11 protein-coding genes and 1 pseudogene are annotated in these 13,784 nt (G+C 68.1%); 7 read left to right on the top strand and 5 right to left on the bottom strand.

Annotated elements, in window-relative coordinates; genetic code table 11:
• Nucleotides 1–56 precede the first annotated feature (56 nt).
• Both AB0H86_RS02560 and AB0H86_RS02555 read right to left on the bottom strand, forming a co-directional pair.
• On the bottom strand, nucleotides 57–1,091 hold the full coding sequence (locus AB0H86_RS02560) for an ABC transporter permease subunit (RefSeq protein ID WP_362432006.1): 1,035 nt from the start codon (nucleotides 1,089–1,091) through the stop codon (nucleotides 57–59).
• On the bottom strand, nucleotides 1,088–2,074 hold the full coding sequence (locus AB0H86_RS02555; protein WP_362432004.1) for an ABC transporter ATP-binding protein: 987 nt from the start codon (nucleotides 2,072–2,074) through the stop codon (nucleotides 1,088–1,090). The genes AB0H86_RS02560 and AB0H86_RS02555 overlap by 4 nt, the downstream gene beginning before the upstream one ends.
• Before the next feature lie 293 nt (nucleotides 2,075–2,367).
• Here AB0H86_RS02555 and AB0H86_RS02550 point away from each other — a divergent pair, with 293 nt between their 5' ends.
• A complete protein-coding gene (locus AB0H86_RS02550) occupies nucleotides 2,368–3,585 on the top strand; it encodes a histidine kinase (protein ID WP_362432257.1) in 1,218 nt (405 codons plus the stop codon).
• Complete coding sequence (locus tag AB0H86_RS02545; RefSeq protein ID WP_362432002.1) at nucleotides 3,582–4,238, top strand: response regulator transcription factor; 657 nt, start codon at nucleotides 3,582–3,584, stop codon at nucleotides 4,236–4,238. The genes AB0H86_RS02550 and AB0H86_RS02545 overlap by 4 nt, the downstream gene beginning before the upstream one ends.
• A gap of 779 nt (nucleotides 4,239–5,017) precedes the next feature.
• On the opposite strand, the gene AB0H86_RS02540 is transcribed toward AB0H86_RS02545, so the two are convergent.
• Nucleotides 5,018–5,737, bottom strand: coding sequence for a DUF1524 domain-containing protein (locus AB0H86_RS02540; RefSeq protein WP_362431999.1), 720 nt, complete (start codon nucleotides 5,735–5,737; stop codon nucleotides 5,018–5,020).
• 18 nt (nucleotides 5,738–5,755) lie between these two features.
• On the opposite strand from AB0H86_RS02540, the pseudogene AB0H86_RS02535 reads away from it, so the two are divergent.
• The 5 genes and pseudogenes from AB0H86_RS02535 to AB0H86_RS02515 form a co-directional block, all read left to right on the top strand.
• Nucleotides 5,756–5,851: pseudogene (locus tag AB0H86_RS02535) on the top strand (IS5/IS1182 family transposase); the annotation flags it as partial.
• A 383-nt stretch (nucleotides 5,852–6,234) separates the two neighbouring features.
• On the top strand, nucleotides 6,235–6,666 hold the full coding sequence (locus AB0H86_RS02530) for a hypothetical protein (protein WP_362431997.1): 432 nt from the start codon (nucleotides 6,235–6,237) through the stop codon (nucleotides 6,664–6,666).
• A gap of 20 nt (nucleotides 6,667–6,686) precedes the next feature.
• Nucleotides 6,687–9,038: a hypothetical protein gene (locus AB0H86_RS02525; RefSeq protein ID WP_362431995.1), complete on the top strand. Its 2,352-nt coding sequence runs from the start codon at nucleotides 6,687–6,689 to the stop codon at nucleotides 9,036–9,038.
• Between the two features lie 83 nt (nucleotides 9,039–9,121).
• A complete protein-coding gene (locus tag AB0H86_RS02520) occupies nucleotides 9,122–9,757 on the top strand; it encodes a hypothetical protein (protein WP_362431993.1) in 636 nt (211 codons plus the stop codon).
• A 739-nt stretch (nucleotides 9,758–10,496) separates the two neighbouring features.
• Nucleotides 10,497–10,937 (top strand): VOC family protein, encoded by a 441-nt coding sequence (locus tag AB0H86_RS02515; protein WP_362431991.1) that lies wholly within the window; start codon nucleotides 10,497–10,499, stop codon nucleotides 10,935–10,937.
• Between the two features lie 1,933 nt (nucleotides 10,938–12,870).
• On the opposite strand, the gene AB0H86_RS02510 is transcribed toward AB0H86_RS02515, so the two are convergent.
• Nucleotides 12,871–13,002, bottom strand: a complete 132-nt coding sequence (locus AB0H86_RS02510) for a hypothetical protein (protein WP_362431989.1) — start codon at nucleotides 13,000–13,002, stop codon at nucleotides 12,871–12,873.
• Nucleotides 13,003–13,089: 87 nt separating this feature from the next.
• A complete protein-coding gene (locus AB0H86_RS02505; protein WP_362431987.1) occupies nucleotides 13,090–13,671 on the bottom strand; it encodes a TetR/AcrR family transcriptional regulator in 582 nt (193 codons plus the stop codon).
• Nucleotides 13,672–13,784 lie beyond the last annotated feature (113 nt).

Below are 13,784 nucleotides of genomic sequence, written 5' to 3'. Positions count from 1 at the left end.
CGCCCAGGGGCCCGACTCCGCGGAGTCGGGCCCCTGACTTCTTCCCTGCCGGGACGTCACAGCAGGCGCTTGCGGCCCCAGACGATGATGAAGGTGACGATGGCGGCGGCGACGGCGAGCATGATGCCCGCTCCGAGCCACTGCATCGTGTGCATCTGCGAGATGGGGAGGTAGTCCATGGACCAGCCGATGACGTGCTTGGACTCCAGGCAGGCGGTGTGCGCCCGGTCGTTGTCCACCTTGTCGAGGCAGGCGGTCCAGTCCAGACGGGCTCCGGAGCTGGTGAGGAAGTAGGTGCCCTGTCCCTGCTGCACCGCCCCGGTGGGCAGCTCCGGCCGTGCGGCGCCGGGTCCGACTCCCTTGTCGGTGCTGACCGACATGATGTGCCCGAGGCTCAGCCGGAACCGGTCCCAGACGACCCCGATCGCCACGACGATGCCGAGCGTGACCACCATCGACACCAGCGTGCGGCGCAGGACCATGCCGAACGCCACGCCCACGGCGAACGTCAGCAGGGCGTAGGCCACCGGCATCACCCAGGTGACGTCGAAGAACACGCCGCTGGTCCACTCCAGCGTGTCGGCCCGCCCCTTGACCGGGCTCCACCACCAGTCGAAGACGGCGGCGAGTATCGCGGTGGACAGTGCGATCAGCGCGGCGGGCATGGCGAGCTTCGTGGTGAGCCAGCGCAGCCGGCTGACGGACTGTGAGGTCACCAGCTTGGCGGTGCCGGATTCCAGGTCGCCCGCGATGAGCGGGGCACCGAGCAGGACACCCGTGAGGAGAGGGACGTAGCCCAGGTATCCGCCGAAGCTGGAAAGGCGGGACGTGTACTGCTCGAAATCGGGCGGCAGGCCGCCGGACTTCCGCGGCTGCGCGTCCAGGTAGTCCACCACCTGCCCGCGCAGAAAGACCATCACGACCACGCACAGCAGGGTGAGGGCGATGAGGGTCCAGAACGCGGCGCGGTGCTGGCGCCAGACGAGCCACGCGGTACCGCCGAGCCGCGGGCCGGCCGGCCGGGAGCCCGGCGCGTTCTGCGGGCGCCCGGCGGGCGCCGTGTGGGCCGGGTCGTGAGTGAGCGTGGTCATGCGGTCACAGCCTTCTGCCGGTCGCGGGTGATGATGTCGTGGATGTCGCCGACGCGGGCGCTGGGGGCGATCAGCGGGGGCGCGTCGGGTGAACGCAGATAGGCGAGCAGCAGCTCTTCCAGGGTGGGAGGCTGGGCCGGCCCGCCGGACGTGATCGGAGCGCCCAGCCGCACCAGGACGCCCGGTCGGCCATCGGAGCGGTGGTGCTCGATGACGGTGTGGGGTGCGACGGAGGAGAACGAGCCGCCCCCGGGGATGTCGAGCAGGGCGTGTGCGGCGCGCAGTTCGTTCACCTCGCCCGCGAGACGCAGACCTCCGTTCGCGATGACGAGGAGGTAGTCGCAGATGTACTCCAGCTCGGCGAGCATGTGCGAGGACACCAGGACCGTAGTGCCGTGCTCGGCGGCCTCCGCCGTCAGCGTGGCCATGAGTTCGCGGCGCACCAGCGGGTCCAGATCGGACATCGGCTCGTCGAGGATGAGCAGGTCGGGGCGCTTCCCGAAAGCCAGGGCGAAGGCGACGCGGGTGCGCTGCCCGCCGGACAGCGTGCCGATCTTCGCCTTCAGCGGCACCTGGCCCGCGTGGACGATGCCCTCGGCGACCTCCTGGTCCCACTGGGGGTTGAGCTCACGGCCGAGGCGCAGGGTCTCGGCCACGGTGAAGCGCCGGAACAACGGCTTCTCCTGGGTGAGGTACGCGGTGCGCAGGACCGACTCCGTCGACCCCGGTGCCGCGCCGAACACCCGCAGGCCGCCGGTCGTCGGCCGGATCATGTTGGTGGCCAGTCCCATCAGGGTGCTCTTGCCGGCGCCGTTGGGGCCGACGAGGCCGCAGACCCGCCCGGCCGGCAGCCGGAAGGAAACGTCCCGCAATGCCCAGCCGCGCCGGTACTGCTTGCCGAGCCCATGGGCCTCGATCGCCGATTCGCCGACCGGGGGTGCGAAGCCCGTTCCGTTTCCGCGATGCGTCCCTGGGTGGTCCATGTGTGGCTCCTGTACGTGTGGGAGGGTCGGCCCTGTGCGTGTGGGGGAGAGGGCCGGCTGTGTACGGTCGACCACTGCCGCGAAGTCGCCTACGCGGGCTCCGGCCCCTCCGGGGCTCCCCACTAAGGTGATATCGGCCGTGATCATGACGTGGTCCTTGCGTGATGAATGGCGAACGCCGCCCGGTGACCACGACTCTCCTCCGCGGCGTCTCGTGGCGGATCGGGCGAAAGACAGATCATGCGAGGCCGGCTCCGACTTTCGGCCGGTCCGCCGGAGGGACGGTGAGAGAGATGGTGCAGGCGGCGAACGAAGCGCCCACACCCACGGCCACGAGGGAGACGGGACGTTCGCAGGTACTGCCCGTCACGGCGTGGATGCTGCTCGTCGGGTGCCTGGTCGGCCTCGTCGTACTGGACTGGGCGGGCGGCCTCTACTGGATCCAGAACCACGGCTCCGTCAAGCTGATCGGCGCCCTGCTGACCGTCGCTCTCGCCGTCGCTTCGCCCCGGCTCGACAGCCGGGCGCTGCCGGTGGCCGCCTGCGTATTCGCGGTCGGGTCGCTGTGCCTCTCGGTCTGGCTACACCTGGAAATGGTGGCCGGCTCGCAGGCGTTGGGATTCGCCGAGCCGGCGGCGCTCGTGTGGCTCCTGCTGCTTGTCGCCCGACGGGGGAAGCCGTCGTGGGCGGCGCTCGCCGTCCCTCTGCTGGGCATGGCGATCGTGCTGCGGCCGGTGTCGGTCTCGGCGCGGCAGTCCACCATCATCATGGCGCTGCTCTTCGCCCTGGCAGCGGTCACGGCGCTGGGCATCGGTCTCGGCATGCGCCTGCTCCTGGCGGACCGGCGGCGGCAGGCGGCGGCCCTCCGCCTGGAGCAGCGGACAGAGTTCGCCAGGGACCTGCACGACTTCGTCGCCCACCACGTGACCGGCATCGTCGTGCAGGCGCAGGGGGCCCAGGCGATCGCCGGCCGGCGGCCCGAACTCGTACCGCCCGCGCTGCAGCGGATCGAACAGGCGGGCTCGGAGGCACTGACCTCGATGCGGCACATGGTGGGGATGCTGCGTGACGCCGACGGCGAGGTGACACTGACGCCGCTGGCGGGCATCGGTGAAGTGCGGACGCTCGTCGAGGAGTTCTCGGCCGTCGGTGGCGCCCGGGCCCGGCTCGAACTGGAAGGGACCTTCGACGACCTGCCGGTCGAGGTGTCCACCACCGCGCACCGGGTGGTGATGGAGGCCCTCACCAACGTACGCAAACACGCCCATGGGTGCACCGAGGTGCTGGTGCGTGTGGACCGCTCGGGAGACCGGCTCATCGTGCGGGTCAGCGACGACGGACGGACGCGCCATGTCTCCCAGAGCGGCTTCGGGCTGAAGGGCCTGGCCGAGCGGGTGGGCCTGATCGGCGGAGACGTCCAGGCGGGCCCGGTGACGGCCGGCGGCTGGGGAGTCGAGGCGACGGTCCCCGTGTCCCCGGCCGCCTCCACGGCGAAGGCGGCGGCGTCATGACGATCCGTGTGCTGATCGCCGACGACCAGGCCATGGTCCGTGCCGGGTTCGCGATGATCCTCGCCGCGGAGGACGACATCGACGTCGTCGGGGAGGCCAAGGACGGGGTGCACGCGCTGGAACTCGCCGAGCGCCACCGGCCCGACGTGGTGCTGATGGACATCCGCATGCCCCGCATGGACGGGTTGGAGGCACTGCGCAGACTGACCCGCCCCGGCACCGTGAATCCGCCGAAGGTCGTCGTGGTGACGACGTTCGACGACGACGAGTACGTCCAGCGCGCTCTGGGCGAAGGCGCCTCCGGATTCCTGATCAAGGACTCGGGCCCCGCCCTCCTCGTCGAGGCCATCAGGGCGGCCGCCTCCGGCGAGGCGCTGGTGAGCCCGGCCATCACGGTCCGGCTGTTGCGGCGCCTCAACAGCGCCGTGCCCGCCCCCCGGGAACCGCACACCGCACTCTCCGCGCGGGAGAACGATCTGGTGCGCCTGGTGGCCAGAGGGCTGACCAACGCCGAGATCGCCACCGAACTGACCATCTCGGTCGGTACGGTGAAGACCCATCTCTCCAACGTGCAGATCAAGCTCTCCGCCCGCAACCGTGTGGAGATCGCCGCCTGGGCCTGGGAATCCGGGATCGTCGACGGGCGAGGGTGAGGGTGGGCCCGCTTCGGGGGACCGGGAGCTATGTCCCTCGGCTCGTCCTGACATGATTCCGATGACGGATCATGTGGAGTGCGTGGCGATTCTGGAGCCGGTGGCCAAGGGTTCCTGACCTGCGGATTGCGGTTTGGATGGCTCGCTCGACCTGTTTTGCTGCCTGCACCGGGTCGAGCGAACGGTGTCCTGGTGTTCGGCATTCTGACCTGCGGTTATGGCACAGCACACGGTCCTGACGGCATGAGTGTCGTGGCGGTGCCAAGGATCCTTGACGCTCGAATGACGCCCGCCCGGAATGCTCCGCCACGTCGCCTGCGCGTAGTGGCCGACGAGGACGGCGGATCCCGACCGATCGGCAGCCAGTGTCACGGGCTCGGCTGCCGGTATGCCCGCTTACCGTGCCTCCAGAACCGAGGAGCTGGGATTCACCCGTCGGGTGTGCGTGCGATGGTGCCGGGCCGGACGTCAGGGAGGGTGGCGGAGCACGAGAGGCCGGTGTCGTTGAGGAACGGCGTCCCGTCATGGCGACCGAGTACCGAGTGGGCTGTCAGAGCCGCCTGTTCGTCGATGCCCGCGCGTCGCCGCCTCAGGCCGCATCCCGGGCGTCCCAGCCGCAACGGAACCACGCGAGTGTCTCGGCTAGCAGTTCGCGGTTGTGGTTCTCATCCAGAAGGGAGAGACGAAAGCTGGGACGCAGTTCTGGCCTTCCCTCGGGGATGTCGACACCCTTCAGCCCGTTGAGCCGCCGTAGCGGTTCGGCGCGCAGCGCCGGTCGTCTACCGCGAGCTGACAGAAGAACCGGTCGGCGCGCGTCTCCTCGCTTGGCTTTGCACAGTGCGCTCTGCCGTGTCCTGGTCGTCCGCCTGGGAGTCGTCGACGCCGGTGAGCAGGAGGGCGAGATCGTCGGCAGTGATGCGTTGGGCCGAATCGGCGGCGCCGTTGACCGTGAAGCGGACGCCGTCTGCGGTCAACCGGGCGCGGACGTCGCCCCCCTCGCTCGGGGACGTCCAGCGGAACCCGTCGGAGACCTTGCCCTCGGAGATGAGCATGCGATGCGCGTAGGCCACGCCCGGGGTGGCGGCCAGGTGGTTCCCCACGGCCTGCGCGCCCGAACCGAGGAATGCGGCGAGGTCACCGTAGGACGTCCAGGTGCCGTGAGGGAGCGCCGCGAGTACCTGATGGACCAGCTGCCAGTCGCGGCTGCGCCCTGACCGGCCGATTCCGCGCAGAGGGGCCGGCCACAGTGCGATCGCGCGCTCGGCGAGATCGTCGGCGCGGGGCAGAATCTCCTGGGCCCCCCACCGGTCGGTGGCTGCGATGCGTCGGTTCAACTCCAGGTGGCTGCCCTTGAGTAGATCCTGCTTGCGCTCGAACGGGTGGCTGGGCAGTTCCGAGTTGACCGCCGTGAGGGTCAGGTTGCCGAGCCTATGCCGGAGTCGCGCGTGCAGTTCCTCGGCGGTCTCCGCAACGGCCGCGTCCTCGCTCAGCATCCGCATCCACTCGTCCCCCGCGGACTGGGCAGCACCATCATCACGGTCCGCCGCCTGATCCGACGTGCCTGGACCCTCTACCGCTGGAACACCCGCCCCCGAAGCCCACGCATCCGATGACCTACTGGCGGACGTCCCAAGTCTTGATCGGTGCGCAGGCGCGAGTGCACGCCGACTACTCCGGGTCTGGTTGATCAGAGAGACGTACGAGGGTGACGGTGGCTGCGCCTGTGATCCCACCGGGCTGGGCACCATCCGGCGGATCATGTGAGGGGTCTGACGAATCGCGAGTGGTCGTTTCTGGGCCGCACGCGCCGCCTTGGGCAGGCGGGGAGACCGCATCCACGGGGCATGACCCTGCCGGGATTCGATCGTTGTCGTCCGGGCTTCGGGGAATCAACTACCGGCCGCCCGTGGGCGGGTGATGATACAAGAGACAGGTGATCAGGTCGGTGGCCGCGCGAGTACGGTGTGGCCTGCCTGGATCGACTCGGGGGAAATTCATGACGTTCGAGCAAGAATGGGCCGAACTGCGCGCGGCGGCGGCCAAGCGGACTGCCATGCAGATCAACAGCATTCCGGCCGACGGCGGCGGAGGCGGTGGTGGCGGGAACGACTTGGTGGTCAATCGGGACGACCTCGGAGCTATCGGCAATGACGCGTATGACCTGCTGGGACGGCTGACGAAGGAGGGCGACATCGCGCGTTCCTCCACGTTCGACGCGGCGACGGCGCTGACCAATGGGAATTTCGTGAGCGGTTCGGCCGTGCTGAAGGTGCATGACTTCTGGCAGACGCACCTGAAGACGCTGCTGGACGCCTGCGCGCAGATTTCGAATCACCTCGATTACAGCAAGGCCCAGCATGCCAAGGACGAGGCGAAGATCGAGGGAGATCTGACGCGGATCTCCGTGCTCACGGAATACATGAAATAGGGCTCGGGGGAGCGCGCAACATGCTGAAGTACGAGGACATTATCGACGCTCCGGTGGCGAAGCTGAAGGCCGCCGTCGACGACTGGTCGGAGATGGCGGGGAAGCTGGACAAGCTCGCCACCGACGCCGCCGACGGGATGAAGGCAAAGGCGGACAGAGCGGCCTGGGAGGGCGTCAACGCAGGGGTCACCAAGGCGTTCATCGGTAAGACGGCCAAGGAGTTCGCGGACGCCGCGGCCGAGGCCAAGGGTGTGAAGCTGATCCTGGAAGAGGGTCACGCGGCCATCAAGAAGGCCAAGGACGACCTGGTCAATATCCGGGACCAGGAGGGGCCCGCGGCTGGCATCCGCGTGGCCGGCAACGGCAAGGTCACTGCGCGGAACCCGTTGTCCGAGAGCTCCGCGGCGCGGCACGACCCCGACTACAGCGAGTTCCTGCAGGAGGAGAGGCGGAACATCGAGTCGTGGCAGAAGAGGATCGACCTCATCGTCGACAACTGCAACGACACCGACCTCGCCCTCAAGAACACCCTCGAGGCCAACGTCTCCGACCGCAAGGACTTCAGCGCTCCGACGTACACGAAGCTGGACCAGGAGGAGGCCGCCCGCGCCGCCGCTCTGGCGGCCAAGGGCCGGGACATCACACACGCCGAACTGCAGCAGCTCAACGAGCTGCTGAAGGACAACAGTTCGTCGGTGGAGTTCTCCAAGGGCTTCTACGAGAAGCTCGGTCCCGAGAAGTCGCTCGCGTTCTTCGGCCAGCTCTCCATGGACATGTACGAGTACGGCAAGGTCGACGCGGAGCGCCTGAAGGACGTCCAGGAGCTCCAGAAGAACCTGGGCCTCAACCTGGCCACCGCCTCCCACGACAAGGAGTTCACCGACAAGTGGGGTCCGGAGCTCCGCAAGTTGGGTACGGAGCGCATTCCGCTGGCCAAGAACGACTACGGCGGGCCGTTCGGATACCAGCTGCTCGGCGGGATCATGCGGTACGGGAACTACGACGCGAAGTTCCTCAACCCGATCGCGGAACACGTGGCGCAGCTGCATCAGAAGGATCCGTACAGGTTCGCCGAGAACAAGGTGGTGAACAGTCCGTTCAAGAACCCGTTCAACCCCTCGGGCGTGAACGGCGCCGGCTACGACCCGGCCACCGCCATGCTGGAAGCGCTCGGCAACAGTCCGGAAGCGGCGAAGAAGTTCTTCGCCGACCCTCCGACCGCGTACAACGAGGACGGCACGGTCAACCACGGTGCCACGGCCGACCTCGGAAAGAACAAGGACGGCGAGGCGATCGACAACTACCTCGACTTCTTCGGCGACGAGAAGTGGGAGTCCTTCCCCGACGTCAACTCGACCGACGAGAAGGAGGGCAAGGCGTCGCTCGACCAGATGCCCGACGCCCTCGGTCACGCCCTGGAGGCGGCGACCCTCGGTTACCCGTCCGGGCACCCGGACGCCGGCGTGGTGCGGGACGCGGACAACGCCGCGGTCATGCAGAAGGTCATGGAGAAATACGGTGCGGACCCGGGTCTGCTCAAGGAGCACCACGAGGCGATGGCCGACAGCCTGGGCGTCATGGGCGCCGGGTACATCGACGACATCAACTGGGCGCTGGCCAAGAACGATCCGGACAGCGTGTTCGCGCCGGGCAAGAACCCGGACGGGCACCTCGACTTCGCGGACACCGCGGACGGGAACGGGCGGAGCGTAGTCCGGGGCTTCCTCAGCACCCTCGGCCAGCACCCGGACGCCTACGCGACGGTCTCGACCGCGGAGCAGGTCTACACCCGCAGCGCGCTGGAAGAGACAGTGGGACCCGACGGAAAGATCAACGAGGGCGCTGCCAGGGCGACCGTGCGCGTGGGCGCCGAGGTGCAGGGCATGCTCGACCAGTCCCGGGCAGACCAGGTGGAGGCGACGAACCTCAAGACCCACGAGGACTACGAGAAGGCGGTCGCCAAGCGGGCGGGCTGGGTCGAGTTCGGGGCCACGGCGGGCGTCGCGGCGGGCGTAGCCTTCCTGCCCGCGACCGCGGCCGTGGGCACGGCCGCGGTGCTCATCCCGCTGGCGACCGATACCGCCAGTGGTGCTGCCGAACAGGTCATCGGCCAGATGGTCGGCGACATCTCCGACAACTCGGTGGATGAGCACAAGGAGAAGGTGGAGGAGCTCAACAGGACGGAGAAGACCAAGATCTACTCCGCCGGTGAGAGCATGGCCGAGTCCCCGATGGAGGAGTTCCTGCGGCATCACGGCATGGATCCCGAAAAAGGCGTGTTCGCGCAAGACCTGCACGAATCGATGCTGATCGGCTACGGGGTCGGCAACGACCGGGAGAACCAGCAGGGCAACGACCCGGAGACCGGCTGAGGCCGGTGGACGGCCGAGGACACGTAAGGATACGGACAGTGATCAATCGTAGGTCGGTACGTGGGGGGCTCCTCTCTGCGGTCATGGCCGGTTCGTTGTTTGTCGGGGCCACCGGTTGCGGAGGGGGCAGAGATAAGGACGAACTTCCGAAGGATTACAAGGTCGTTGCGGGGACAGCACTCTGCGGTGGCGATGCCGTGTCCGCGGACGCGTCCAAGGCACTGAAGGTGATCACGGGGTCGTCACGGTTCGAGGCGTCGGCAGAGGAGTACACCGTCGCGCAGACCGCGGCGGACCTTGTCGAGGCGTTCCCGGTCCCGACCGTGCCCAAGGACGCCTGCCGTGTCTACACGCCCCTCGACACGCCGAATTTCGAGCTCAAAATCACCTGGAGGCTGGCCGACGAAGCCCCGACGGATGACCCGGCGGCCCCGGAGTTCACCGTGCTGAAGATGGGTGAGGAGGCTTTGGCGGCGGCGGACAAGGCATACGTCCGGTTCGCATGCCTGAGCGACAAGTTGTCCGACTCGTCGAGAGTGGCCCACATCGACATCGGCGTCGAGCGCGGGGGTATGCCAAAAGAGCCCGAGGGCGACGTCGAGGCGTTGAAGGACGCCTACGCGACCGTGGCCCACTCCTTCTCGCTGGCCATGGCCAAGGAACTGCGCTGCGAGAAGAACGGCGGGCTTCCCGCGAGGCCCGTGCTGGATCCCGCGTAGCCGCCGGGGTATGCGGAAACAACGATGATCAGGGGGCCCTTCCTCTCCGGATGAGGGGCCGCCTGCTGTATGCGGTGCGCCACGGACGAGCCGTGCACGGACCTCGCTCCAGGGGGGCCGCCGACCTCGCACTCACCCACGATTCCGCCCCGGTCCGGCTCCCCGTACCGGAAGGTGCGGAGAGCCCTCCTCGGCGAAGACCCGGTCGAGAGCTGCGTACCGGTCGCCCACCCCCTCGCCGGTCGGGCCGTGCTGACTCGCCAGGACCTGACCGGTGAACGCTGAGGTCACCCCTGGCTGACGGTGACGAGTGCCACATGTGGATCCTGCTGCCTATGCGGACCCTGCTGGAGCTGAACAACCGCGTGCAGATCGCACCCCTCCCGGCCGTGGAGTGCCGCCTCTTTGTCCCGAGCAGCCCCACATGCATTGTCATGAGACTTGACGCTCGTTTGACGCTCAGGGTCCTGGGGGGCGTCAGGGGCACTCGGAAGACCGCTTCTGACCTGGGGTTCTGTACCGCTTTCTGGTACTGACATGTTCCCGATGACGCATCATGTGGACTGGGTCGCAAGCTACCGGAACCGCCTGACCTGCTGCTTCGTTCAGTACGGGTGATGAGGAGCAGGTGTGTGTCGCGCTTCCGCCGGTCTGCGGATGTCGAGAACGTGCCACCGGCTCCGTCCCAGGGACATCAGCGGTCACCACCGGGCCGCACGAGGACGAAGGAGAGACCAGCGTGGCGATTCAGCGGATGGACAACGTCGGCATCGTCGTCGAGGACATCGATGCCGCCATCGCGTTCTTCGTGGAACTCGGTATGGAGCTGGAGGGCAGGGCGGAGGTCGAGGGCTTCGTCGCCGACCAGTGCACCGGGCTCGACGGCGTCCGCTGTGACATCGCGATGGTCCGGACCCCGGACGGTCACAGCCGGCTCGAGCTGGCGAAGTACCGCAGCCCCGAGGCGATCAGCGCCGGGCCGCGCAATCGGCCGCACAACATTCTGGGCACGCACCGCGTCATGTTCGCCGTCGACGACATCGAGGACACCGTTGCCCGCCTGCGTCCTCACGGCGCCGAACTCGTCGGCGAGATCGCCCGGTTCGAGGACAGCTATCTGCTCTGCTACCTCCGCGGCCCGGACGGCATCATCGTCGGACTGGCCGAGCAACTGCGCTGAGACGCCGCCGCACCCCCTCTGGACCCGCATCAGCGCAGGTCAGGCAGGGTGCGGTGACATCCGCCATTCAGATGTCCCGGAAGAGGCCAGCGGACGCGGTGACCTGCCGCAATGAGTGGTCTCAGGTGGCTGACCTGCGCGAATGACCTTTCAGCTGTTTCATGCTCGTACCCGTTGACGCAGCCGGAAGTCCCAGAAAAGTCCCACGGAACTCCCACTGCCGACAACCACTCATTCGGCGTCATACAGGGCGTATGAGTGCAGTTGGGCTGGTGAGGGGCCGCTACGTCATTGTGGCGTGCCAATGGCCTGTCCGCCGTACCGAGCGTTGCCACACGGTTGCTGCGACTTCGGCGCGGAGTTGGTGCGGGCCATCCGCGCGGGCCTCGCCCAGGGGGCCAGAACCGCCCGCCGGGAGAAACACGGGTGGTGCCGCTGCCCCCGCATCTGGTGGCCCTGTGGCGCGAGCACGTCGCCACCTTCGGCACGGCTGACGACGGCCGGCTGTTCTTCAGCGAACGCGGCGGAGTCCTCGCTACACCACCTACCACCGGGTCTGGCACGAGACCCGCGACCTGGCTCTGGCGCCGCCCCTCGTCGGCGCCCCGCTCGCGAAGCGCCCGTACGACCTGAAGCATTCGGCGCTGTCCACCTGGCTGTGCGCCGGGGCGGACCCGGCCGAGGTCGCCCAGGGGGCCGGCAAAAGCGTCGAAGTTCTCCTGTCGCGGTACGCCAAACGCCTCTACGACCGGCAGTCCATCAACAATCAGAGCATCGAAGTGCTTCTGAGCGCCTACGACCAGCCACTCGCGTCGGACGAGTAGCGTCGGGGAACAGCGGAGGCGGCTTCAGGGGCAACTGCGGTCGGCCGTACATCTTGCTGGATCGTGGTGCTGCGGGTTCGGGCCGGTCCGCTTGCACGGCTTCTGGTGGTTTCCCCGGCAGGCCACGAAGGCGCCTTCGACGGCTCGCCGAGCTTCCATGCCTTGATGAGGTAGTTGGGCCGGGGGCCGTCAGCCCTTGTTCCGTTGCGAGACGCTCAGGGGCCAGCCGGCTCGCAGCACCCTGCTCGTGTCCACGACCGACCCGATGCGGTCGGGGTAGCGCTGCTGCACGAGGTGCTCCGCCACGGCGAGCCCGAAGCGAAGGGCTGTTGAGCTCCTATGATCAGCCGCCGGCCGGTCGGGATCAGCCCCGGAAGCAGGCCCGGTGCCAAGGCGACGAGGTGAGGCGGTGGGCGGTGCGGAGGCGAGGCTGGACATGCCCTTTCGTATGCCTGGGTCAGACATCGGGAGCGTCGTCGACCTGTTGATTTCTGCTGCGTCGTCGCGGCGTTCGTTTGGGTTTCGGGATGTGACTGGGAACGCCGCCGCATCGACCAGGCCCTTTATGCGGTCATCATGGAGGCTTACGTCCACGGCGTGTCCAGGTCATGCTGAGACAGGGCCACCCTGCACCTCCCGCGTTGAACTGCCCGTTCATTACGGAGAGTTGCACGGTGACCCACCCTGCGGGCAGGGAGCGGAAGCCACGCCAGCACGCGCCCCGGGCGCACTCCCTGACCGTGATCGGCTACACCACAACAAGGGACGCCATCTGGCGTCGCGGCCTGGCGAGTTGTGGGTGGAGATGCTCTGCCGCTGCCGACACTCCTGCCCGGATCGGCAGCAGTACAGGACAGGCCAGGCAGCGACGATCCGTCACAATGGCCGGCTCGAACCAGTCCTTCGCGGCGCCCTGCATCATGGCGCTCACAGGAGGACGGCGGTCTCTCAGCGTCCCAGGTGTCCGGGCCACGCTGGTAGGTGAGCAGGTGGCGGCTGTCCGCGTGGAAGAGCGCGTGAGCGGCGTCCATGGCCACCTCATCGTATTTGGCGCACGGTCAGCGTGGGGCCGGGTTTCAGGACCGTTTCCACGGCCTCGTGGTTGCCGCTTACGTCTGCTGGGCCACCCGCATGGCCTCGAACAGGCGGCTCCCGCGTCCTTGGCCTCGCAGACTGGGGGCGTCGACCGCCTCGGGCTTCAGCACGAAGACATCGAACCGCGCGTGTTCAGAATCGGTCACTTCCGCGGCAGGTTCTTGCACATCGTCTACGCTCCGACGCGGGCGCTGGTCACCTCTGCTCCGCTGCGCAGCCGTACCCAGTACCCGTCAGGGCTCGTCCGTGATCGACTGCATGACTGACGCGAGGACGGCGTCGAGTACGGCCTGGGCCTGGTCGCCAGAGGGGAGGGCCCGCGCGATCGTGATCGCACCCACGATCGAGGCGAGGAGAGCCCAGGCCAGCTGCACCTGTTCCTCCGGCTTTCCGCGCATGGCGGGGGCCAGGATGGCGATCACATCGGCCATCCGGCGCCGGTACGCCTCACGGACCGAGTCGCCCGCCCGCGCCACGTCCGCGCTCAGTGACGGCATCACACAGCCGTGTCCGGGGTCCTCACGGTGCAGGTCGCTGAGGTAGACGCGGAGGGACTCGCGGAGCAGGGCGCGGCGCTCGGCCGGCTCCTTGTCGGCGAGGCCGGCGAACTCGATGCCCAGCTGTGTGGCCACGACCTCTTCGAGGACCGCTTCCTTGTTGGCGAAGTTGGAGTAGAGGGCCCCCGAGGTGACCTGGGCTGACGCGGCCAGTCCGTCGACCCCGACGCCGTGGAAGCCGCCCTCCTTGAGCGTGCGGCCCGCCTCCCGCACGATCGCGGCCTTGGCCTGCGCTTTGTGCTCCTTCGAGTACCTCATCCCCGGTCCCTCCTTTAAGTCTCCGGACTTATTGGGCACCTTAGGGTAGCGCTCGTTATATAACGAGCGCTACGCTATGAGAGTCAGGACGCCGTCACCGGCACGAAGCGAGA

This window comes from Streptomyces sp. NPDC050997 (assembly GCF_040660135.1).
Classification (GTDB): domain Bacteria; phylum Actinomycetota; class Actinomycetes; order Streptomycetales; family Streptomycetaceae; genus Streptomyces.
The sequence above is the reverse complement of the archived record's forward strand: the minus strand, read 5'-3'. Positions and strand labels throughout refer to the sequence as shown.